The organism is Brevibacterium album DSM 18261 (assembly GCF_000426445.1).
In the GTDB taxonomy this organism is placed as follows: domain Bacteria; phylum Actinomycetota; class Actinomycetes; order Actinomycetales; family Brevibacteriaceae; genus Brevibacterium; species Brevibacterium album.
The window spans coordinates 501,800-524,077 of record NZ_KE384526.1; the positions used below are offsets into that span (position 1 = coordinate 501,800).

Sequence of the window (22,278 nt, forward strand, 5' to 3'; positions counted from 1 at the left end):
TCACCCCTTCCAGGCTGCGAGCACGGTGAAGCGACGGTCGCGCGCCCACTGCTCCACCCGCGCGAACCTGTGCGAGAGGTGACTGCGATACCGCAGATGCGAGTTCTGCACGAGCACCAGCAGACCGCCGGGACGCAGAAGTGCATGCGCAGCATTGATGAGCTCGTGCGCGATCTCCGTCGTCACCGCCGTCCCATCGTGGAACGGCGGATTCAGCGTCACCACATCGAAGCTGCTCTCATCGAACCCGTCCGCCCACGGAAGCGGTGCCGTGCCATCGGCGTGCAGAATCACGGGTGCACCTCGACCAGAATCACCAGAGCCAGCACCCCTACCACCAGCGCCGACTCCAGCGCGCGCTCCACCATCACCGTCACCACCGGCACCGGCACCGGCACCGGCACCGGCACCGGCAAGCGTCAGCCTCGCCGAGGCCGCACCCGCCCAGGAGTCATCCACACCCGCCAGCGCCGCATGAGGAAACACCCGCCCGAGCTCCCTCAGCAGCCACCCGTTCCCGCAGCCCAGGTCCACGATCCTCAGCGCACGATCCTCGTCGAAGGACCCCAAGATCCCGGCACGCCACTTCGCCACCGACTCCGCGAGAAGCCGGGCTCCCCCGTCGACACGGACACCGCCATAGCAGGCGCCATAGGCCGAAACCCCGTCCTTCACCCGAGGGCCGGACAGCACGGCCGCCACGGGCGAGCCCTCTGCACTAGCCTCCCCCGCGCCGTCACTGATCCAGCCCGAGCCGATCAGCAGCCGTGACTTCGCCACCCCCGGCGAGACGTCCACGCGCGAGAAGCATCGCGCAAGCTCGGCATTGAACGCCCGCGTCATGTGCTTCTCGCGCCCGGCAAGCACCAGCTCGACCTCGACTCCTCCAGCCTCGGCCGCCGCAGCCCCTGCTGCCTCCGCCCCCGGCAAGATGCCCTCACCGTCGGACCCTCCCAGCTCCGAGACGATCGCCCCGATGAGACCGAGCACATCCCTCAGCGCCTCCACCTGTTTGGGAGCGGCGAGCACCACGCGCAGCACCCTCTGCTCAGGAGAAGCGCCCTCCCCCTGGACAGATGGCTTCCCCTGGACAGACGATTCACCCCGGACAGAGCCCTCCCCCTGTGCAGAAGCATCCCCTTCGGCGGATGCCCCTCCGCGAAGGCTGGCCTCGCCGCGGCGACCACCGTCCTCGGCCAGCATGTCCCTCACTCGCGCACGCACCTGCTCGAAGGGTCCGCGCTCGCACCCAGAAAGCCCCACAGGATCGTCATCGACAACGATCTCGGCACCGCTGCCACCCCGCGCAGATCCGGCACGTTCGCCGCGTCCGGCGAGACCCTCCGCCGCCGTATCAGCAACCGCCGCGCTCGCGACCGCGGCCTCCACCCGCTCCGCCGCGGATGCCTCATCGCACCACACAACATGCGGACCGCCCACCGCGGACTCACTCACCAGGGTCAGCGCACCGTCAGCATCGTCCAGGACGAGCGTCACGGACGGGACCGCTCCCGCACCACGCCGGCCCTCCACCTGGAACGCACCGCACGCGCCACGCTCCTCCTCGACCGCATCCGGGACCTCGACTTCCGCACGAACCTCGCCAGGCACCTTGCACCCTCCGGTTGCCGCGCCGGACACCTCGCTCTCCGCCCGCACCCTGCCGGACAGATCGAGGGCACCGGCGCCCCGGCCCACCAGGTACTCCTGCAGGAGCCGGGCGGTCGGCCGCCCCTCGGACCACCCGGGGAACACGGCCTCCAACCGCGCGCACGCGGCGCTCAGACTCGCAGCCGCGTCCGCGCACCGCTGCCGCACACCGTCCGCACCGGCCTCGACGACGGGCGATCCTGTGGGCAGCAGCGAAGCAGGCATGCCCACGAGTCTACGAGGCGCCGGACGCCTTTCCGCATACGCTCACCACCGCCCCACCCGTACGCGGGAACCACCCGCGCCCTCCCGCGTCAGGCAGCCCGGCCCCGCCTATGAGAACGCGCACCCGTACGGATAGGGTTGTGCCCGGAGATCCCTCAGATCCACAGGAGAGCAGAATGACCATTCTCGTAGGCTTCACCCCCAAGCCCCAGGGCCATGCTGCAGTGGCCTTCGCCGTGCAGGAGGCGAAGCTCCGCGGCGAGAAGCTCCTCGTCGTCAACGCCGGCCTCGGGCAGCAGGTCATCGAGGAACCGGGCATCGCCAAGAAGGGCGAGCTCGATGCTCTCCGCACCTCCCTCGAGGAGTCCGGTGTCGAGTTCGAGCTCCGCCAGAGCCTGCGAGGCAACGACTCCGCAGAGGAGCTCCTCGCCCTCGAACAGGAGGACGACAGCATCAGCATGATCGTCCTCGGCTCCCGCAAGCGCTCCGCCGTCGGCAAGCTCATCATGGGCTCCACCGCCCAGCGCGTCATCCTCGGCGCCGAGGTGCCCGTCGTCTCCGTCAAGCCCTGACCTCGGCTCGGCCACAGACAGCCCCGTACACAGAAGCTCGGGTCGCACGTGCAATCGCACGTGCGACCCGAGCTTTTGCGACGTCGAGAACGCGAAAGCCGCGATCACTCACCGTCTCCGTGCAATTGCGCGGAAAGGATGAGTGATCGCGGCACCACGGGCGGCGGCCGCTCCGCCCAGCGAGTCACCAGGCCAGGAAGTCACCAACCCAGCGACTCACCAGCGCGCGCGGCCACCCGCTCAGCGATTCATCGGCCGAGCAGCGTGCGCAGCAGCTCCGCCGTCTCGGTGGGGGTCTTGCCCACCTTGACGCCGGCGGCCTCGAGGGCCTCCTTCTTCGCCTGGGCCGTGCCCGAGGAGCCGGAGACGATGGCACCGGCGTGGCCCATGGTCTTGCCCTCCGGTGCCGTGAAGCCCGCGACGTAGCCCACGACGGGCTTCGAGACGTTGTGGCGGATGTACTCGGCCGCGCGCTCCTCGGCGTCGCCGCCGATCTCGCCGATCATCACGATCGCCTCGGTCTCCGGATCCGCCTCGAACGCCTCGAGCGCATCGATGTGCGTCGTGCCGATGACGGGGTCGCCGCCGATGCCGATCGCGGTGGAGAAGCCCAGGTCCCGCAGCTCGTACATCATCTGGTAGGTGAGCGTGCCGGACTTGGAGACGAGGCCGATGGGGCCGGACTCCGTGATCGTCGCAGGGATGATGCCGGCCAGCGACTCGCCCGGGGTGATGATGCCGGGGCAGTTGGGCCCGATGATGCGGGTCTTGTTGCCCAGCTCGCAGGCGTGCGCCCACACCGCCGCGGAGTCCTGCACCGGGATGCCCTCGGTGATGATGACGAGCAGTCCGATGCCCGCATCGATCGCCTCGAACGCGGCGTCCTTGGAGAACGCCGGCGGCACGAACGCGACGGAGACGTCAGCGCCCGTGGCCTCCATCGCCTCGCCCACCGAGGCGAAGACGGGGAGCTCGACATCGTTGCCCGCGACGTCCTTGTGGGCCACGGTCGTGCCCGCCTTGCGCGCGTTCACGCCGCCCACCACATTGGTGCCGGCCGCGAGCATGCGCGCGGTGTGCTTGGTGCCCTCGCCGCCCGTGATGCCCTGGACGATGACCTTCGAATCCTTGTTCAGGAAAATCGACATTGTTCTGTATGTCCTTCTTCAGAGATCAGTTCGCGAGAGATCAGTTCGCTGCGGCCAGTTCGGCGGCCTTGTCGGCCCCGCCGTCCATCGTGTCGACGAGCGTCACGAGCGGGTGCTTCGCCTCGGCGAGGATCGCACGCCCCTCCTCGACCGCATTGCCGTCCAGACGCACGACGAGCGGCTTGGTGGCGGCGTCGCCGAGGATCTCCAGCGCCTTCACGATGCCGTTGGCCACCGCATCGCATGCGGTGATGCCGCCGAAGACGTTGACGAACACGCTCTTCACCTGTTCGTCGCCCAGGATGACGCTGAGGCCGTTGGCCATGACCTCGGCAGAGGCGCCGCCGCCGATGTCGAGGAAGTTCGCCGGCTTCACACCGGAGTGGTTCTCACCGGCGTACGCGACGACGTCGAGGGTGGACATGACCAGCCCCGCGCCGTTGCCGATGATGCCGACCTCACCGTCGAGCTTCACGTAGTTGAGGTCGAGCTGCTTGGCCTTGAGCTCGAGCGGGTTCTCCGCGTCGAGGTCGCGCAGGTCCTCGTGGTTCGCGTGGCGGAAGGAGGCGTTCTCGTCGAGCGAGACCTTGCCGTCGAGGGCGATGATCTCGCCCGCACCGGTCTTCACGAGGGGGTTGACCTCGACGAGCGAGGCGTCCTCGCCCTTGAAGGTCTCCCACAGCTTCTGGAAGACGGGCACCAGCTTCTCGGTGGTCTCCGCGTCGAAGCCCGCGGCCTCGGCGATCTCGCGCGCCTTCGCCTCGTCGATGCCGGTGATCGCGTTGACGTCGACCTTGGCCAGCGCCTCCGGACGCTCCACGGCGAGCTGCTCGATGTCCATGCCGCCCTCACGCGAGCACATGGCGAGGAACGTGCGGTTGGCACGGTCGAGCAGGATGGAGAAGTAGTACTCCTCGGCGATGTCTGCGCCCTCGGCGATCATGACGCGCTTGGTGACGTGCCCCTTGATGTCGAGACCGAGGATCTCACCCGCCCGCTCGGCGGCCTCGTCAGGGTTGTGAGCCAGCTTCACACCGCCGGCCTTGCCGCGGCCGCCGATCTTCACCTGTGACTTCACCACCACGGTGCCGCCGCCCAGGGCCTCAGCGCCCTTCTTCGCGTCTTCGGGGGTGTCAGCGACCTTCGCGGCGAGGACGGGAACTCCGTACTCCTCGAAAAGGTCACGCGCCTGATACTCGAAAAGATCCACGTGTCTTCCTTCGTGTGTTGTTGGCACCGCCCGGCACGCGGACTCCGCGCCGGTGAAGCGCCCCGTTCGGATTGACGTCGAGGGACTCAACCGCCGTCAGTCTAATCCGCATACGGGAGCGCCCTCTATGTGCGGATTGACACACCGGCATGATGCCTTTGCCGCCGAGATTCTTGATCTGAAGGTAAAATCGGGTCCATGAGCGCAGAGACGACATCCGCCGCGGAGTTCGCCGCTCCCGAGCACACCGCCCGGGAACGCGACGAAGTGGACCGCATCGTCGCCGCCTGGCGCAGCGCGCGGCCGGACATCGACGTCACCCCGATGGAGATCCTCTCCCGCGTGACCCGGCTGTCCCGCCAGCTCGACCGCAAGCGCAAGGCCGTCTTCTCCTCCCACGGCCTCGAGATCTGGGCCTTCGACGTGCTCTCCGCGCTCCGCCGGGCGGGCGAGCCCTATGAGCTCTCCCCCACCGCCCTCACGGAGGAGATGCTCGTCACCTCCGGCACCATGACCAACCGCATCGACCGGCTCACCACCGCCGGCTGGGTCTCCCGCCATCGCACGCCCACCGACCGCCGAGGCGTCCTCGTCCGGCTCACCGACGCCGGACGCGGCAAGGTCGACGGCGCCCTCGCGGACTTCGTCGAGCTCGAGTCCCGCCTGCTCGAGGAGCTCGCCGACGCCGAGCGCGCCGCCCTCGCCGGCTCCCTCCGCCATCTGCTCGCCTGCGTCGAGGCCGTGGGCGAGCCCTCTCCCGAGGATGACGACCGCACCGCCCCCCTGTCGCAAGGAGGACACCCATGACCGTCACCGCCCGCCGCCGCATCGCCCTGCCCGCCCTCACCGCAGCCGCGGCGCTCCTGTTCGGCGGCTGCGCCGTCGTCGACTCCGAACGTCCCGATGAGGTGCCCTCGGTCTCACCGGAGACCATCACCCCCGTGCCCACCCCCGAGGACTTCTCGCAGGTGCCGATCGTCGACGTGAGTCCCGGCGGGGCGGAGGACACCGATTTCGTCTGGCAGGGCCTGGCCGCGGCCGTCGAGCAGGAGCGCGAGGCCTACCTCCACGCCTGGATCCGCACCTCCGCGGAGCTCCCCGAGGACGGCGAGACCGCGCTCACCCCCGAGTTCCCCGACAGCGTGAGCCTCACGGTCCCCGTCGAGGCCGTCACGGTCAGCGAGGACGACCCGGCCATGAAGCTCATCGAGGGCACGTTCGCGGTCGAGCAGATCGGCACGAGCGCCTTCGTGCTCACCGGCGAGGACACCGAGGCCCACGAGGAGCTGCACCCCCAGGGACCGGACGATGCGGCCCGCTGCACCGCCGAGGACGGCAACGAGCGCATCCAGGCGGCTTCGCAGAACCTCGCGACCGCACTGGTCGAGGACGATGCCGCCGCCCGCGAGGAGCTCCGGCTCCAGTGGGCCGCGGCACCCGCGGTGTGGTGGGGCATCCAGCGGACCGCGATCGACCTCGCGGCATCGGATCAGGAGTCTGCCGGCGACTTCCTCCTCGAGGCCTGCGCACCGCACCTGGAGGACTGAGCGGCTCAGATGCTGTCGCCGTCGGCGTCCACCCCGTGCGCTTCGTCCTCGCGCAGGCTCACGCTCTCCACGCCGGGCAGGTCCGTGAGCTCGGGCACCAGCTGGTGCACCGGCCTCCGGCCCAGGAAGCGGATGTCCATGCGCACCAGCGCGGCGCCGTCGTCTGCGGTGAGCCTGCGGCTGCCCACCACCTGACCGGCGAAGCCCATCGTCGTCGCCACCGCCAGCAGGTCGCGCAGCACACCGGCGCCGTCGCGATACGTCACCCGCACGAGGCGCCTGCGGTCGGCATCGGGGATCCGCCGGATGAGCGGCGCCACCACGAACAGGGTCACGAGGGTGAGGACGGTGAGCATCACGGCGAGCGAGAGCATGCCCGCTCCGCACGCCATGCCCACGGCCGCGGAGACCCAGACCGTGGCTGCGGTGGTGAGCCCTCGCACCATGGTGCGCCCCTTGAAGATCACCCCGGCGCCCAGGAACCCGATCCCGGTCACCACCTGCGCGGCGATGCGGGAGGGATCCAGCATGACGTCGTCGGCCAGGACGGTGGCGAACCCGTAGGCCGAGACCAGGGTGAAGGCGCACGAGCCCATGCCCACCAGCACGTGCGTGCGGTACCCCGCGCTCTTCTGCCGCAGCTGCCGCTCCAGCCCCAGCAGGGAGCACAGCACGAAGGACGCGAGCAGCAGCTCGGCCTCGACGAGGCTCGTCTCGTGCAGAAATCCCAGCAGGGGGTCCACGTCCGTCACCAGCGCTTGGGCGGAGGCGCCGGCTCAGAGGGGTGAGCGGCGTAGTACTCGGCGGCCAGCTCATAGGCCCGCAGCGAGGCCGGCAGGAAGATCGCCGCCAGGAAGATCGCGGCCGGCACGATCGCACCGGCCGCACCCCAGAAGTCGACAGGGGGTGCCGTGAGCATCGAGACGCCGAACAGCGCCTGCAGGATCTGCCACGCGATCGCGGCGGGACGGCCCCACCGGTGCATCCGCCAGATCGCCAGCGCCACCGCGAACAGGCCCAGCGCCAGCACCACGAACATCGCGGCCAGCGCGATGAGGGAGACCGTGCTGCTGCCCGCGCCCACCGCGATGAAGGCGACCGCCGCGACGAGCAGCGCCGCCGATTCGAGCCACACGATGCCCGCGGCCACCACGATGCCCCGCGGCCTCGGCGGCAGCGCCTCGGGAGCGGCTTCCCTGCGGCCCTGGGCTCCCATGCCGCTCAGAGCGTCGCCCGGGCGAAGCCGGGGACCAGCTGCTCGTCGATGATGGACTCCCGCACGCTGTAGGGCAGGAAGGCGCAGCCGAGCGCCGTCACCGTCACCCATTCGAGGTCGTCGAGCGTCCAGCCCGCCTCGTCCACGAGCCGGCGCATCTCCTTCGTCACGCTCGTGTCCGACATGAGCCTGTTGTCCGGGTTCACCGTGACGGCGAAGCCCAGCTCCTTGAGCCGCGTGACGGGATGGCCCGCGATGGACTCCGCCGCACCGGTCTGGAGGTTCGAGGAGGGACAGACCTCGAGCGGCACCTGCTGGTCGAGCACCCAGGCGGCGAGGCGACCGTACTCCGGGGCGGTCTCCACGCCGTCGCCGTCGGCATCGCCCATGACGCCGCGGACCTCCGCGGCCTCCGCCCAGCCTGCGATGTCCTCCGTGATGCGCACGCCGTGGCCGATCCGCTGCGCATGGCACACGTGCACGGCCGAGCGGATGGACTCCGCCCCGGCCGCCTCGCCGGCGTGGATCGTGACGGGGAAGCTCGCACGGTGGAGCAGGTCGAAGGCCTCGAGGTGGTTCTCCGGCGGGAAGCCGTCCTCAGCGCCGGCGATGTCGAAGCCCACGACCCCGGCGTCCCGGTGCCGCAGCGCGAGCTGCGCAATCTCTGTCGCACGGTCGGCATGGCGCATCGCGGTGATGATCTGGCCGGCGCGGATCGAACGGCCCTCCCGGGCCGCCAGCGCGATGCCCTCCTCGATGCCGGCCTGCACGGCCTCGACGGCCTCGTCCAGCGTCAGACCGCCGGCGAGGTGCTGTTCGGGCGCCCAGCGCGCCTCGGCCACGACGACGCCGTCGGCCACCTGGTCGAGCACCCATTCGCGGGCCACTCGGGTGAGCGCGGGCGCCGTCTGCATGACGGCGAGCGTCTGGTCGAAGGTCTGCAGATAGCGGACCAGGTCACCGGAATCGGCCGATTCCGAGAACCAGGCGCGGAGCCCCTCTGGATCGGCGACGGGGAGCGCGTGGCCGGCCTCCGCCGCGAGCTCCACGATGGTCTGCGGCCTCAGCCCCCCGTCCAGGTGGTCGTGCAGCGACACCTTGGGCAGGGCGAGGATCGGGTCGTCTGAGCGGACTCCAGCGGGAGTCGGGAAGAGTTGTGCATCCACACGCCCAGCCTAGCCCTCCCCGCCCTCGTCCTCCATGCGCCTGCGCTCATCCGCGAGCTCGCGCCCCAGGCCTGTGACGGAGGAGAGGAGCCCGTCGCTCGGCACCACCGTGACGCCCTCGTTCCCGAGCGTGCCGACGGCGCGCCGCGAGCGCACCTCCAGCCCGGCCACGAGCTGCGGCTCCGCGGGCTGAGCGCCGGCCTCCGCGTCCGGCTCGGGCACGAGCGCCGTGGGCTCCCCGCCCTCGCCCGGCCAGCTCGCGAGCAGCGCCCTCATCCCCAGACCGGGCTCCGGGACGACGGACAGCACGACCTGCTCCCGGACGGAGCGGGGCAGGACCTTCGCGCCGTCCGCGCCGTACCAGATGAGCGAGGGCAGGCTCGCCTCGGCGTCGGCCTCTTCCTCAGGCCCCTCGCCGGTGCCGGCCTCCTCTCCCGCGGAGCCGGCTTCCTCGCCCTCCGCGGGGGCCTCCCCGCCGGTTCCGGCCTCGGCAGCCTCGGCGGCCAGCCCCTCGAGGTGCTCCAGCACCCCCTGCGGCGCGGCGGAGCCGAAGGGGGCGAGCACGTCCGCACCCGCCTCGGAGGCCCCGCGGGCCCAGTCCGCGCCCGCCTCCGCGGTGTCGCTCAGCGTCCGCTCCGCAGCACTTCCCTCGCCGAGCACCACGATCTCCTCCCCGTGCTGGGAGGCGTACTCGCGCGCGCCCGCGTCGAAGGCCTCGAGCACTTCACCGCCGTCCGGGAAGCCCTGTGAGACGGACACCGCGACCGTCCCGCTCTCCGTCGCCGAGGCCGCCGCGAATCCAGCGAGATAGGCCGGTTCCGCGAGGTCGAAGTCGATGGTGAGCACATTCTCCGGCAGCTGCGCCTCTCCCGCGGCGCCCACCGCGAGGAAGGCCTGCGAGGACGCTGCGCCTGCGACCTCGGCCAGCGCCTCGCCGCCGCCCGGCCCCACCGCCACCGTGAGCGTGCACGCATCCGCCGTGTAGCGCTCGAGCGCCGCCCGGGTCTGCGCCGCCGTGCTCACCCGCTGCGAACTCGTCGAGTCCACCACGCCCTCGCCCACCGCCGTCCGGATCTGCGAGAACACCTCCTGGCCCACGCTGAAGTCGCTGAATCCGGCGGGCGCGGAGACCGCGCACACGGACGTCCGCACGAGGTCCTCGCGCTCCCCCGGCCCCGTGCTCCCGCAGGCGGCGAGCACACCCGCCAGCACGCCCGTGAGCACGAGCGCCGAGGCCCGGGTGCCGATGCGGGCGCCGAGGCGCGCTCCGGCCCGGGCGCCTGTGCGATCGGGGAGGCGGCGCATCGGGCTCAGCCTCCCGCCGCGTCGAGGGCAAGGCTGCGCAGCGCGATCGCGCAGAACACCCGCACACCCGCCGCGAGCGCCCGCTCGTCGACCGTGAAATCGCCCTGGTGCAGGTCGTAGGTGCGACCTCCCGGTGTGCGCGTGCCCAGCCGGACGAGCGCGCCCGGCCGGGAGGTGAGGTACCAGGCGAAGTCCTCGCCGCCCATCGACTGCGGGGTCAGCTGCACGGTGTCCGCACCCAGCTCCTCGCGGATCGCGGCCTCGGCGAGCGTGACCTCCTCCTCGGTGTTCACGACGGGCGGGACGCCCCTGCGGTGGTCGAGGTCGACCTCCACCCCGTACGGTCCGGCGATGCGGTCGACGAGATCGGGCAGCACGTCCGCCACCTGGTTCCAGCCGTCCACGTCGAGGCAGCGCAGGGTGCCGGTGAGCAGCCCCTCGCCCGGGATGGCGTTGGGCGCGTGCCCGGCCTCGATGTGGCCCCATACGAGCGAGATCGCATGACGCGGGTCGATGAGCCGGCTCAGCGTGGCCGGCAGATCCGTCGCCAGCCGGCCGAGGGCGTAGACGAGATCCTCCGTGAGGTGCGGTCGCGAGGTGTGCCCGCCGTGCCCGGACAGCCGGATGACGACGGTGTCCCCGGCCGCTGTGATGGGGCCGATGCGCGAGCCCACGCGCCCCACGTCCACATTGGGATCGCAGTGCAGTGCGAACGCCCGCTCCACCCCGTCGAGGGCCCCCTGGGCGATCGTCGTGAGCGCACCGCCGGGCGTGACCTCCTCAGCGGGCTGGAAGATCAGCCGGATCGTCCCGCCCAGGCCGCCGGGGGTCGAACGATGCAGGCTCTCGAGCACGAGGCCGGCGCCGAGCAGGCTCGTGAGGTGGACGTCGTGGCCGCACGCGTGGGCGACGTCGGGAACCGTCGAGGCCCAGGGCAGCCCGGTCGTGTCGGCCAGCGGCAGCGCGTCGATGTCTGCGCGGAGCGCGGTGAGCGCAGGCCCCTCACCCACATCGCACACGAGCCCGGTGCCCTCGAGCAGACGCGGCGCCAGCCCCGCAGCCCGCAGCCGGTCCGCGATCGCCGCCGTCGTCCGGTGCTCGGCGAAGGACAGCTCCGGGTGCGCGTGGATGTCGCGGCGGAACTCCAGGAGCTCGTCGTGGAACCGCTCCAGCACCCCGCCGATGCGGGTGGGGCCCTGTTCTGCCCCGGTCTCCTCAGCTGCCACGTGCGCCTCTTCCCTGTCGTCCGTGCCGGCTCCGTCTCACCGCGCCGGCTGCGGCATCCGATTCTAGTGCCCGGCCGCCCGGCACCGCCCCGATGCCCGGCGCCGGGCGCCCGGCCGCTCTCCCCGGAGGAGGCCGTCCTCGGAGAAGACAGTCCTCAGAGGAGGTCGGTGCGGCCGCGGGCCTCGGCCTCGGCGACGGCCTTCTTCACGAGCTGGGCCTGCGCGCGCGAGGTCACGAGCACGACGTCCTCGGTGTCCACGACCACCATGTCCTGCACACCCACGAGCGCGACCGTGCGGCCGGTCTCGGAGACGACGACCCCGCGCGAGGCGATGTCGATCACCTCGGCCTCACCCACCACCGAGACCGCGGTGCTCTCGCCCGGCACCGGCTGCCGCAGCTTGGCGACCGAGTCGAAGTCGCCCACGTCGTCCCAGCCGAAGTCGCCCGGGACCACGATGACCCTGCCCGCCGCGGCGGCCGGCTCGGCGACCACATAGTCGATGGCCTTCTTCTCCAGCTGCGGCCACTCGCGCCGCATGGCCTCGTCCCACCCGGGCGTCCCCGCGGTGTCGGCGATGCGGCGGAGGCCTGCGTGGAGGTCAGGGGCCTCCTGCTCGATGAGCTCGAGCAGGGACGCCGCGCGCATGATGAACATCCCTGCGTTCCAGCGATAGCCGCCGGAGTACGCGTACTGCCGGGCGGTGACGGCATCCGGCTTCTCGACGAAAGCGGCCGCGCGGCGGGCGGTGGGCGCCCCCGGTATCCCCAGGAGGCCGCCCGTCTCGATGTAGCCGTAGGCCGTCGCGGGGTACGTGGGCGTGATGCCGATCGTGACGATGTCGCCGGTGCTCGCCGCCGCCGCTGCCGCCTGCTCCACGACGGCGAGGAACTCGCCCACGTTCGTGATCGAGTGGTCGGCGGAGAACGAGCCGATCACAGCATCCGGATCGCGGTCGCTGATGAGCATCGCCGCGAGCCCGATCGCAGCGGCGGAGTCCTTGGGCGAGGGCTCGGCCACGATCCGGTCCGCACGCAGCCGGGGCAGCTGTGCGGCGACGGCCTCGGCGTGCGCCTGACCCGTCACCACCCAGGTGTGCGCGGGATCGGCGAGCTGCGCGGCGCGCTCCCATGTGGCCTGCAGCAGGGTCGATCCCGTGCCGAGCACATCGTGGAGGAATTTGGGGCTCGAGGCGCGTGAGACGGGCCACAGCCGGGTGCCGGAGCCGCCCGCGGGGATGACGGCATGGAAGTTCTCGATCATCCGCCCCATTATTCCGGATCGGGCACCGTCCGCATCCGGCGACCCGCGGGAGCCTCACCGCCGCGCAGGCCTCGCTGCGACCGCCCGGCATCCCGCATTTTCGTCACCCGCCTCTTCCCTAATTTCCGGCTGATACGGATCCTCTCGCCGTATGGGACGAGGATTGTGCCTTTTCACAGGGAACAGGGAGGATGGGGGCACCCGCGGTGGGCCGCAGATTGGCGTCGTGTCCGCTCCGGGCGTACTTTTCACAGGTACACATCTGCTCGTTCCCCCTATGGAGGATGCCCCGTGGCCAAGGCCTCAACCGGCACTCTGTACCGCGGAAGGGAAGGCATGTGGTCGTGGGTCGCCCATCGTGTGACCGGCGTCGGCATCTTCTTCTTCCTGCTCGTGCACGTGCTCGACACCGCACTCGTCCGCGTCTCGCCAGAGGCGTACAACGCAGTCATCGACACCTACAAGACGCCCTTCATGGCGTTCGGTGAGGTGATTCTCGTTGCCGCGATCGCCTTCCACGCATTCAACGGCCTCCGCGTCATCGCCGTCGACTTCTTCAAGGGCGGCCCCGCGAACCAGAAGAAGCTCTTCTGGGGGGCCATGGTCCTGTGGCTCGTCATCATGGTCGCCTTCCTGTGGAGGCACATCCCCAACTCGCTGGGAGGAGCATTCTGATGAGCGCCCCCACCATCCCCGCGCCGCGCACCGGCTACCAGCGCTCCACGGCGAAGGGCTCGAACTTCGAGCTCGCGGCCTGGCTGTTCATGCGCCTGTCCGGTGTCCTGCTCGTCATCCTCATCTTCGGCCACCTCATCGTGAACATGTGGCTGGGCGACGGTGTGCACCAGATCGACTTCGCCTTCGTGGCCGGCAAGTGGGCGAGCCCCTTCTGGCAGATCTGGGACCTGCTCATGCTGTGGCTGGCGATGCTGCACGGCACCAACGGTGTCCGCACCGTCATCCTCGACTACGCCGAGCGCCCTGCGACCCGCATGACGCTGCAGGTGGTCCTCTACATCGCATCCCTCGTCGTCGTGGTCCTGGGCACGCTCGTGATCTTCACGTTCGATCCGTGCATCGCCGGCGCCGACTTCCAGTTCTGCCCGGCCTGAGCCCGGCTCCTAAGGAGAACAGACACCTATGCAGGTACATGAGTACGACGTCGTGATCGTCGGCGCGGGCGGCGCCGGCATGCGCGCGGCGATCGAGTCCGGCCAGCGTGCGCGCACCGCCGTGCTGACCAAGATCTACCCCACCCGCTCCCACACCGGCGCGGCGCAGGGCGGCATGTGCGCGGCCCTCGCCAACGTCGAGGAGGACAACTGGGAGTGGCACACCTTCGACACGATCAAGGGCGGCGACTACCTGGTCGACCAGGACGCCGCCGAGGTCATGGCGAAGGAGGCCATCGACGCGGTCCTCGACCTCGAGAAGATGGGCCTGCCGTTCAACCGCACGCCCGAGGGCCGGATCGACCAGCGCCGCTTCGGCGGCCACACCCGCGATCACGGCAAGGCGCCGGTCCGCCGCGCCTGCTACGCCGCCGACCGCACCGGGCACATGATCCTCCAGACGCTCTACCAGAACTGCGTCAAGCACGGCGTCGAGTTCTTCAACGAGTTCTACGTCCTCGACCTCGTCATGACCGAGGTCGACGGCAAGGAGCAGCCCGCGGGCGTCGTCGCGTACGAGCTCGCCACCGGCGAGATCCACGTGTTCCGGTCCAAGGCCGTCGTCTTCGCCACCGGCGGGTTCGGCAAGGTCTTCAAGACCACCTCGAACGCCCACACCCTCACCGGCGACGGCGTCGCGGTCACCTACCGCCGCGGCCTCCCCCTCGAGGACATGGAGTTCTTCCAGTTCCACCCCACGGGCCTCGCAGGCCTCGGCATCCTCCTCTCCGAGGCCGCCCGCGGCGAGGGCGGCATCCTCCGCAATGCGGACGGCGAGCGGTTCATGGAGCGCTACGCGCCCACCATCAAGGACCTCGCGCCCCGCGACATCGTGGCCCGCTCGATGGCCAATGAGGTGCGCGAGGGCCGCGGCTGCGGTCCCAACAAGGACTACGTCCTCCTGGACCTCACCCACCTCGAGCCGGCGCACATCGACGAGAAGCTGCCGGACATCACGGAGTTCGCCCGCACGTACCTGGGCGTGGAGCCCTACACGGAGCCCGTGCCGGTGTTCCCCACCGCCCACTACGGCATGGGCGGCATCCCCACGAACGTCGACTCCGAGGTGCTGCGGAACAACACCGATGTGGTCCCCGGGCTCTACGCCGCCGGTGAGTGCGCCTGCGTGTCCGTCCACGGCTCCAACCGCCTGGGCACCAACTCGCTGCTGGACATCAACGTGTTCGGCAAGCGCGCGGGCATCGCCGCGGCGGAGTACGCGCAGACAGCGGCCATGCCCGAGCTGCCGGAGAACCCCGAGACCTTCGTCGCCGGCGAGATCGAGCGGCTGCGCACCTCCGACGGACCCGAGCGCATCGCCGCGATCCGCCGCGATCTGCAGGAGACGATGGACGCCAACGTCCAGGTGTTCCGCACCGACGAGACGATGCGCCAGGCACTCAACGACATCGAGGCCCTGCGGGAGCGCTACAAGAACATCGGCATCCAGGACCGCGGCAAGCGCTTCAACCTCGACCTCCTCGAGGCCGTGGAGCTGGGCTTCCTTCTCGAGATCGCCGAGGTCGTCACCGTCGCGGCCATCCATCGCAAGGAGTCGCGCGGCGGTCACTTCCGCGAGGACTTCCCGGACCGCGATGACGAGAACTTCATGCAGCACACGATGACCTACCGCGACCCGGAGTCGGAGACCGAGGGCATCCCCGGCATGCGGCTCGAATGGAAGCCGGTGGTCATCACCCGTTACCAGCCGATGGAGCGCAAGTACTGATGGCAGAGAACACTCAGGCCGCAGAGCCGGCTTCCAAGATCGACCTGCCGGCGAGCGTCGGCGGCGAAGCGGGGGGAATCCCCTCCTTCCAGGTGACCGCGAAGATCGCCCGCTTCGACCCGGAGCGCGATTCCGAGCCGCACTGGGAGGAGTACCGCGTCGAGATGCACGGCACCGACCGCGTGCTCGACGTCCTCCACAAGATCAAGTGGGAGATCGACGGCTCGCTGTCCTTCCGCCGCTCGTGCGCGCACGGCGTGTGCGGCTCCGATGCCATGCGCATCAACGGCCGCAACCGCCTCGCGTGCAAGTCCCTGCTCAAGGACTTCCAGAAGAACCCCACCGATCCGGTGGAGATCACCGTCGAGGCGATCAAGGGCCTTCCGCTGGAGAAGGACCTCATCGTCGACATGGAGCCGTTCTTCCAGTCGTACCGCGAGATCATGCCGTTCCTCATCACCTCCGGCCAGGAGCCCACGAAGGAGCGCGTCCAGTCGCAGGCCGACCGCGCGATCTTCGATGACACCACCAAGTGCATCCTGTGCGCCTCCTGCACGACCTCGTGCCCGGTGTTCTGGACGGACGGCCAGTACTTCGGCCCGGCCGCGATCGTGAACGCCCACCGCTTCATCTTCGACAGCCGCGACGAGGGCGGGGACATGCGCCTCGAGGTCCTCAACGACCGCGAGGGCGTGTGGCGCTGCCGCACCACCTTCAACTGCACCGATGCCTGCCCCCGCGGCATCCAGGTGACGAAGGCGATCGCGGAGGTCAAGCAGGCGCTGCTCACACGCACCCTGGCCTGACCGCTCGCCGTCGCCGCAGGGCCCCGCTGCGCACGATCCCTCGTGCGCAGCGGGGCCCTCGTGCATGTGTGCGTCCTCCGGGTTCGCAGCCTGCCTCCGTGTTTGCGCACCGGACCTCCGCTCCACCGTGCTGCAGCGGCGCAATCCGGAAGCGACTGCAGGTAGGGTGACGGCGTGTCCGCCAGAATCGTCGCCGTCCTCGCAGTCTGCCTCGCCCTCCTCGCGCCGTCGGCCGCCCCCGCCGCAGCGCAGACCCTTCCGCAGCCGGCCCCTCCCACTGCTCACACCGCGCCACAGGCTTACACCGCACCGCAGGCCCAGGCCTCGCCCACGGAGCCGCCCGTGTACGATCCGGGGCCGCTCACAGACGGGTCCGCACCCCCGGAGCTGCCCGCCGAGGCGTGGATCCTCGTCGATCTCAACACCGGCGATGTGCTCGCCGCGCACGAGCCCGAGCTCCCGCACCCGCCGGCCTCGACCATCAAGCTCCTCACCGGCCTCGCGCTCGTCGAGGAGCTCGACGATCCGGAGGCGGAGCAGGAGGCCGTCTTCGAGGACATGGCCGTCGACGGGACCAAGGTCGGCATCGTGCAGCAGAACGACTACACGATCGGGGACCTCTTCCACGCCATGCTCATGTCCAGCGCCAACGACGCCGCCCATTCCCTCGGTGAGGCGGTGGGCGGCCAGGAGCGCGCCGTCGAGCTCATGAACGCCAAGGCCGCGGAGCTCGGCCTCACCGGCACGCTGGCCCGCGACACCGCCGGTCTCAACGACACGGAGCAGCACACGACGGTCACGGACCTCGTGCGCATCGGCAACGCGGTCCTCGCCGATGACTACCTCATGGAGGTCATCGGGACGACCGAGTACGACTTCCCCGGCGCGGTCAACCCGGACACGGACGAGGAGAACCCCGGCTATCCGATCGCGAACCACACCCGCGTCGTCGGCGAGGTGGACGGCGGCCTCGGGCTGAAGAACGGCTTCACGCGGAAGGCCGGGGGCTCCTTCGTGGCCGTCGTCGAGCGTGACGGCACGCGGCTGGCCTCGGCGGTCCTCGGTGCGCAGACGCACACGCGGGACGGGGCCGTGGACCTCATCGAATGGGGCTTCGCCCAGTCCTCGCCCGCACCCGTGAGCCGCCTCGATCTCCGCACTCCCGCGGAAGCCGAGGAGGAGGCCAGGGCCGAGGAAGCCTCGGCGCGGGAGGCCGAGGAGGCAGCGGCACAGGAGAGTCCTGCGGCGGAGGAGGCCGCGGAGGCACGTCTCCCGCTCACCGCGCCCGCCTGGCTGGGCCTGCTCGGCATCGGCGGGGCCGTCCTGGTCCTCGTCGTGCTCGCGGCACTGCTCCGGGGTCTCCGGGGCAGGTCCCGCGCACCCCGTCACTGAGGCGGGACCGTCACCGAGGCGAGACTGCTGCTCAGCCAGGGCTTTCACCGAGGCGGGACCGTCACCGAGACGGCTCCGCCGCTGAGGCTCGGGCGCCGGCTGCGCTCGGACCTGCTCCTCCCCGCGCCTTCCCCGGCCGGGTCCACCCGAAGGAGCCTCAGAAGCCGGAGAGGATGCCGCGCTCCGTGAGCTTCGAGGCCAGCCCGGCCCCGTCCGAGGCGTAGATCCAGGGCACCCCCTGCCCGCGCCCGGTGTGCCGGGATCGTCCGCCCGCCCACACGGCCTCGCCCGCAGTGAGCTGGCGGATCGCGACCGCAGCGACGTTGTCCGGGTGGTTGTCGACGAACTCGCCGTAGATCTCCTCGTCGTGCTGCCCGTCGTCGCCCACGAGGAGCCAGCGCATGCGCGGGAACTCGCGCGCCAGGCGCTCCAGCGAATTGCGCTTGTGCTCCACGCCGCTGCGGAAGGCCCGCGTTGCGGTGGGTCCCCAGTCCGTCAGCAGCAGCGGACCGTCCGGGTAGAGGTTGCGGGAGAGGAAGCGCTTGAGGGTGGGCGCCACGTTCCAGGCGCCGGTGGACAGATAGATGATGGGCGAATGGGGCCGCAGATAGGTGAGCCGGTCGTACAGGACGGCCATGCCGGACACCGGCGTGCGCGCGTGCTCGTCGAGGACGAAGGTGTTCCAGGCGGCGAGGAAGGGCCGGGGCAGGGCCGTGACCATCACGGTGTCGTCGATGTCCGAGATGATCCCGAAGGTCTGGTCCCGGCCGATGATCGTCACCCGCGACCGGTCCACGAGGGAGTTCCCCGTCCAGATCTCGATCTCCACGGTCCCGGGCTCGAACGTGCCCGGGATGACGGCGTCGACCACTCCCCCGCGGTCGCACTCGACCATGTGCTCCTGGTCGCCCACCCGCACCCAGGCGGTCTCATCGGCCAGCGGGACGGCCCCGAAGGAGCGGAAGCCGCGGATGCTCTGCCGGAGATCGGCCGCCGGCTGCCCGGTCCGGGTGAGCACGAGGCGGGCGAGCACGCGCAGGCTCGTCTCCGTGCCGTAGGAGTCGTAGCAGATGGCGGTCCGCTTCCAGCCATGGCCCTCCGCCTTCTCGCGCAGCCACGCGTTGAAGGAGTCCTCCATCCGGGCCGCCGTGTGCCGCACCTCGGGCGCGAGATTGAGCGGCGCGGGGGCCGCAGCCCTGCTGCTCCTGCCGGGTCGTCGTCTGCTGCGCATCACGCTGCTCCTCGTCGGGGGCGGGCCCTGTGCGCTCAGCGGCGCAGGAAGCCCACGCGGTCGTAGACATCGGCGACGGTGGCGTCCGCGATGGCCTCGGCGGCATCCGCACCCCGCAGCAGCATGCGCTCGAGCTCCGCGGGATCGTCCATGAGCTCGAGCGTGCGCTCGCGCAGCGGGCTCAGCGCCTCGACCGCGACGTCAGCCAGTGCGACCTTGAGATGGCCGTACATCTTCCCCTCGAACTCCGCCACGATCTCCTCGACCGGCCGCCCGGAGAGGGAGGAGTAGATGGTCAGCAGATTGGACACGCCCGGCTTGGCCTCGGGGTCGTAGGCGATCTCGGTGCCCGCATCCGTGACGGCCGACCTGATCTTCTTCGCGATCGCCTTGGGCTCATCGAGGATGTTGATGAGGCCTGCGGGCGTCTTCGCGGACTTCGACATCTTGGCCGTGGGCTCCTGCAGATCGTAGATCTTGGCGGTGGCCTTGAGGATATGGGGCTCGGGGACCGTGAAGGCCTTCCCGTAGCGGTGGTTGAACCGCTCGGCCAGGTTGCGGGTGAGCTCGAGGTGCTGACGCTGGTCCTCGCCCACCGGCACGAGGTCCGTCTGGTAGAGCAGGATGTCCGCGGCCATGAGCGCCGGATAGCTGAGCAGGCCCAGGGAGACGTGCTCGTTCTTCGCGGACTTGTCCTTGAACTGGGTCATCCGCTGCGCCTCGCCCAGTCCCGTGGTGCACTCGAGGACCCAGCCCAGCTGGTTGTGGGCGGGGATGTGCGACTGCACGAAGATGGTGGACCGCTCCGGGTCCAGGCCCGCCCCGATGAACTGCGCGGCCGTGCGCAGGGTGCGCTCCCGCAGCGCGGCCGGATCGTGCTCGACGGTGATCGCGTGCTGGTTGGCGATGAAGAAGAAGGCGTCGTGCGTCTCCTGCTGCTCCACGAACTGCTGCAGCGCCCCGATGTAGTTGCCCAGGTGGAGGGAGTCCGAGGTGGCCTGGATGCCGGAGAGGGAGCGGGGACGGTGCGCAGCGGGTTCAGTCATGCCCATCATTCTGCCACCGGGCCCGCGACCAGCGCGGGGAGGTCGTACTCGACGACGAGGGGGGCGTGATCGGACCAGCGCTCGGCGTAGGTCTCCGCCCGGTGCACCTTCGCCTCCTTCGCGGCGGCGGCCAGGCCCGGGGTCGCCATGTGGTAGTCGATGCGCCAGCCGGTGTCGTTGTCGAAGGCCTTCCCGCGCATGGACCACCAGGTGTAGGGACCCTCGACGGGGCCGGCGAGGCTGCGTGCGACGTCCACGAACCCGCTCTCGCCGAAGAAGCGGTCGAAGTACGCCCGCTCCTCGGGGAGGAAGCCCGCGTTCTTGCGGTTGCCCTTCCAGTTCCTGATGTCCAGCTCCGTGTGCCCCACGTTCATGTCACCGGTGACGAGCGCGTGGTCGGCGTGCGCGGCGAGCTCCGGGAGGCGGACCAGCATCTGGTCGAGGAACCGGTACTTGTCGTCCTGGCGCGGAGTGCCCACCTCGCCCGAGTGCACATAGGCGCTCACGACGGTGAGCAGGGATCCGTCGGCGAGGCGATGATCCGTCTCGAGCCAGCGGCCGGCGGCATCGAAGTAGCCGTCGCCGTTGCCCACGCGGACGGCCTCGGGCGCGGTCTTCGAGAGGACCGCGACACCGGCGCGGCCCTTCGCCTCGGCGTCCGCGCTCTGCACCTGGTAGCCGCAGTCGGCGAGCACGTCGAACACGATGTCATTGGCGGCCCGCACCTCCTGCAGGGTGAGGAGGTCCGGCTGGACGGCTTCCATCCACGGGCCGATGCCCTTGCGCAGCGCGGCGCGGATTCCGTTGACGTTCACAGTGGCGATTCGCAGCATGTACCGCATTCTCGCAGAGTTCCGGGCCGAGGAGGGCCTCATCCGCCCACGCGCACCGCCTCGTCGAAGTGGGGAGAACCCGATTCCTGGCGCGTGGTTTCCGTGTCAGAATGAATGCACTGTGAGCTGCGGCTCCTGAACGTGTGTGACGATGTCACTGCAGGTGCGGCTGGGTCCGCGCGTATGCTTGGGCCCATACCGACAAGAGGAGAAGGCCATGACCGAGAACCAGAACTTCGAGGCGGACAGCCTCATCATCAGCCCTCTCGATGAGCTCGATCCGCTCGAACTCCGCGAGGAGATCCTCGGTGCGCAGGAAAGGTTCTGGGGCGAGCGCGACCTCAGCCAGCACCACGAGCCCTATTGGTTCCGACAGTTCTCCGCGGGAGGCCTGATCGCCCGCTATCGCAATGAGATCGTGGGCTATCTGCTCGGCGTCTTCCCCAAGGAGGGCCCGTCCTACATCCACCTCGTGTCCGCGCGGCAGGACTACCGCCATCTGGGCATCGGCCGCCGCCTGTACCAGGCATTCATCGCCCGGGCACGGGCGAACGCCGAGAGCGAGGTGCAGGCGACGGCGCTGCCCGACAATGCGAACGCGATCGCCTTCCACACCTCCCTGGGCTTCGAGGGTGCGCGCATCGAGGACTACGCGGGCCCCGGTGAGGACCGCGTCTTCTTCACCCTCCGACTCAACGACGACTGAGCTGCTGACAGCCGGACTCACGAGCGTGTGGTCCGCAAGACCCCGGTTCCGCCCCCCCTGGGCGCGACCGGGGTCTTCGCGTGCCGGCCGCCGAGCGCGCGCTCAGTCAGCGGTCCCGACGGATCCGGCGAAGCCGTTGGCGCCCAGCACCTCGCGCGCGAGCGCACCGAAGCGGTCGAGACGGGGCTCCACGCGGCTGAGGGGGCCGGCCACCGTGACGGCGGCGATGAGCGCTCCCGCATGGTGCACCCCCGCCGCGACCGCGCCCACATCCGGAACCGTCTCCCCCCGGTTGAATGCGAGGCCCGATTCCCTGATCGCCGCCAGCTCGCCGAGGAAGGTCCGGGCCGCGGCGGGTTCGGCGCTCTCCAGCGCACGCACCCGGTCCGCCTCGTCCGCGAGGGCGAGGAACACCTTCCCCGAGCTGGTGGGCAGCAGCGGGCGGCGCTGACGCAGCCGCGGGGAGTAGCAGACCTCATAGGCCGAGGGCTCCGTGTGGACGTAGACCACGGAGTCCTCCCCCACGCGGAGAGCGACGGTCACGGTCTCACCGGACCGCACCGCGATCTCCTCGCACGTCTCCCCCAGGAGGAGGGGCAGGGTCGTCCCGGTGGGGCCGAGCAGCGCATGGACCCCTGCGCCCAGCACGTACCCGCGCCCCTCATCGACGAGGTAGCCGCTGTGGACCAGACCCCGGACGAAGCCGTGCACGCTGCTCTTGGGGGCGTCCGCGGCGCCGGCGAGCGCATGCAGCGGGACCGGGGCATCGGCTGCGGCCACCGTCTCCAGGATCGCGATGATGCGGGAGACGGTGCGGTGTTCGGCGGTCATTC

Annotated in this window: 22 protein-coding genes; 9 read left to right on the forward strand and 13 right to left on the reverse strand. The window is 70.5% G+C overall.

All coding sequences use genetic code 11. The annotated features are described in order from the left end of the window. Window positions 1-1,875, reverse strand: a complete 1,875-nt coding sequence (locus tag K318_RS23950) for a class I SAM-dependent methyltransferase (RefSeq protein WP_029090201.1) — start codon at window positions 1,873-1,875, stop codon at window positions 1-3. 176 nt (window positions 1,876-2,051) lie between these two features. Between K318_RS23950 and K318_RS0115875 the strand changes: the two genes are divergently transcribed. After that, on the forward strand, window positions 2,052-2,447 hold the full coding sequence (locus K318_RS0115875; protein ID WP_029090202.1) for a universal stress protein: 396 nt from the start codon (window positions 2,052-2,054) through the stop codon (window positions 2,445-2,447). A 248-nt stretch (window positions 2,448-2,695) separates the two neighbouring features. Here the strand turns inward: K318_RS0115875 and sucD are convergent, their stop codons facing one another. Together sucD and sucC are read right to left on the reverse strand one after the other, a co-directional pair. Beyond that, window positions 2,696-3,595, reverse strand: a complete 900-nt coding sequence (gene sucD, locus K318_RS0115880) for a succinate--CoA ligase subunit alpha (protein WP_029090203.1) — start codon at window positions 3,593-3,595, stop codon at window positions 2,696-2,698. A gap of 40 nt (window positions 3,596-3,635) precedes the next feature. After that, window positions 3,636-4,805 (reverse strand): ADP-forming succinate--CoA ligase subunit beta, encoded by a 1,170-nt coding sequence (gene sucC, locus K318_RS0115885; protein ID WP_029090204.1) that lies wholly within the window; start codon window positions 4,803-4,805, stop codon window positions 3,636-3,638. A gap of 198 nt (window positions 4,806-5,003) precedes the next feature. Between sucC and K318_RS22570 the strand changes: the two genes are divergently transcribed. Both K318_RS22570 and K318_RS0115895 read left to right on the forward strand, forming a co-directional pair. After that, window positions 5,004-5,612 (forward strand): MarR family winged helix-turn-helix transcriptional regulator, encoded by a 609-nt coding sequence (locus K318_RS22570; protein ID WP_084500335.1) that lies wholly within the window; start codon window positions 5,004-5,006, stop codon window positions 5,610-5,612. Further along, on the forward strand, window positions 5,609-6,352 hold the full coding sequence (locus K318_RS0115895; protein ID WP_029090205.1) for a hypothetical protein: 744 nt from the start codon (window positions 5,609-5,611) through the stop codon (window positions 6,350-6,352). The genes K318_RS22570 and K318_RS0115895 overlap by 4 nt, the downstream gene beginning before the upstream one ends. Window positions 6,353-6,357: 5 nt before the next feature. Here K318_RS0115895 and K318_RS0115900 read toward each other — a convergent pair whose 3' ends face one another. The 6 genes from K318_RS0115900 to K318_RS0115925 form a co-directional block, all read right to left on the reverse strand. Beyond that, complete coding sequence (locus tag K318_RS0115900; RefSeq protein WP_029090206.1) at window positions 6,358-7,095, reverse strand: MgtC/SapB family protein; 738 nt, start codon at window positions 7,093-7,095, stop codon at window positions 6,358-6,360. Window positions 7,096-7,100: 5 nt separating this feature from the next. Further along, window positions 7,101-7,568 carry a hypothetical protein gene (locus K318_RS22575; protein ID WP_035282178.1) on the reverse strand — a complete coding sequence of 156 codons (468 nt, stop codon included), beginning with the start codon at window positions 7,566-7,568 and terminating at the stop codon, window positions 7,101-7,103. A 5-nt stretch (window positions 7,569-7,573) separates the two neighbouring features. Continuing rightward, on the reverse strand, window positions 7,574-8,734 hold the full coding sequence (locus tag K318_RS0115910) for an adenosine deaminase (protein WP_029090207.1): 1,161 nt from the start codon (window positions 8,732-8,734) through the stop codon (window positions 7,574-7,576). 9 nt (window positions 8,735-8,743) lie between these two features. Beyond that, window positions 8,744-10,039: a BMP family ABC transporter substrate-binding protein gene (locus K318_RS0115915; RefSeq protein ID WP_029090208.1), complete on the reverse strand. Its 1,296-nt coding sequence runs from the start codon at window positions 10,037-10,039 to the stop codon at window positions 8,744-8,746. A gap of 5 nt (window positions 10,040-10,044) precedes the next feature. Then, on the reverse strand, window positions 10,045-11,223 hold the full coding sequence (locus K318_RS0115920; protein WP_156914109.1) for an amidohydrolase: 1,179 nt from the start codon (window positions 11,221-11,223) through the stop codon (window positions 10,045-10,047). Window positions 11,224-11,420: 197 nt separating this feature from the next. Then, window positions 11,421-12,530: a mannose-1-phosphate guanylyltransferase gene (locus K318_RS0115925; RefSeq protein WP_029090210.1), complete on the reverse strand. Its 1,110-nt coding sequence runs from the start codon at window positions 12,528-12,530 to the stop codon at window positions 11,421-11,423. Window positions 12,531-12,821: 291 nt separating this feature from the next. Here K318_RS0115925 and sdhC point away from each other — a divergent pair, with 291 nt between their 5' ends. From sdhC to K318_RS22580, 5 genes are all read left to right on the forward strand, one after another. Beyond that, entirely contained in the window at window positions 12,822-13,205 is a 384-nt protein-coding gene (sdhC, locus tag K318_RS0115930; protein WP_084500336.1) for a succinate dehydrogenase, cytochrome b556 subunit, read from the forward strand. Beyond that, window positions 13,205-13,642, forward strand: a complete 438-nt coding sequence (locus tag K318_RS0115935; protein ID WP_029090212.1) for a succinate dehydrogenase hydrophobic membrane anchor subunit — start codon at window positions 13,205-13,207, stop codon at window positions 13,640-13,642. Before sdhC ends, K318_RS0115935 begins: the two co-directional genes overlap by 1 nt. 28 nt (window positions 13,643-13,670) lie before the next feature. Further along, complete coding sequence (sdhA, locus tag K318_RS0115940) at window positions 13,671-15,431, forward strand: succinate dehydrogenase flavoprotein subunit (protein ID WP_029090213.1); 1,761 nt, start codon at window positions 13,671-13,673, stop codon at window positions 15,429-15,431. Continuing rightward, complete coding sequence (locus K318_RS0115945; RefSeq protein ID WP_029090214.1) at window positions 15,431-16,237, forward strand: succinate dehydrogenase iron-sulfur subunit; 807 nt, start codon at window positions 15,431-15,433, stop codon at window positions 16,235-16,237. Before sdhA ends, K318_RS0115945 begins: the two co-directional genes overlap by 1 nt. Before the next feature lie 174 nt (window positions 16,238-16,411). Continuing rightward, entirely contained in the window at window positions 16,412-17,629 is a 1,218-nt protein-coding gene (locus K318_RS22580) for a D-alanyl-D-alanine carboxypeptidase family protein (RefSeq protein ID WP_084500337.1), read from the forward strand. Between the two features lie 157 nt (window positions 17,630-17,786). On the opposite strand, the gene K318_RS22585 is transcribed toward K318_RS22580, so the two are convergent. Genes K318_RS22585 through K318_RS0115965 form a run of 3 tightly spaced genes read right to left on the reverse strand, consistent with a single transcriptional unit; the run spans window position 17,787 to window position 20,739 of the window. Beyond that, complete coding sequence (locus K318_RS22585; protein WP_084500338.1) at window positions 17,787-18,860, reverse strand: App1 family protein phosphatidate phosphatase; 1,074 nt, start codon at window positions 18,858-18,860, stop codon at window positions 17,787-17,789. A 35-nt stretch (window positions 18,861-18,895) separates the two neighbouring features. Then, complete coding sequence (trpS, locus tag K318_RS0115960; protein ID WP_245579924.1) at window positions 18,896-19,906, reverse strand: tryptophan--tRNA ligase; 1,011 nt, start codon at window positions 19,904-19,906, stop codon at window positions 18,896-18,898. Between the two features lie 5 nt (window positions 19,907-19,911). Beyond that, window positions 19,912-20,739, reverse strand: a complete 828-nt coding sequence (locus tag K318_RS0115965) for an exodeoxyribonuclease III (protein WP_029090216.1) — start codon at window positions 20,737-20,739, stop codon at window positions 19,912-19,914. A gap of 217 nt (window positions 20,740-20,956) precedes the next feature. Between K318_RS0115965 and K318_RS0115970 the strand changes: the two genes are divergently transcribed. Further along, the gene (locus K318_RS0115970) at window positions 20,957-21,445 is read left to right on the forward strand and encodes a GNAT family N-acetyltransferase (protein WP_029090217.1); all 489 of its coding nucleotides are present in this window, start codon (window positions 20,957-20,959) and stop codon (window positions 21,443-21,445) included. Window positions 21,446-21,547: 102 nt separating this feature from the next. On the opposite strand, the gene K318_RS22590 is transcribed toward K318_RS0115970, so the two are convergent. After that, the gene (locus K318_RS22590) at window positions 21,548-22,276 is read right to left on the reverse strand and encodes an IclR family transcriptional regulator (RefSeq protein ID WP_051298116.1); all 729 of its coding nucleotides are present in this window, start codon (window positions 22,274-22,276) and stop codon (window positions 21,548-21,550) included. Window positions 22,277-22,278 lie beyond the last annotated feature (2 nt).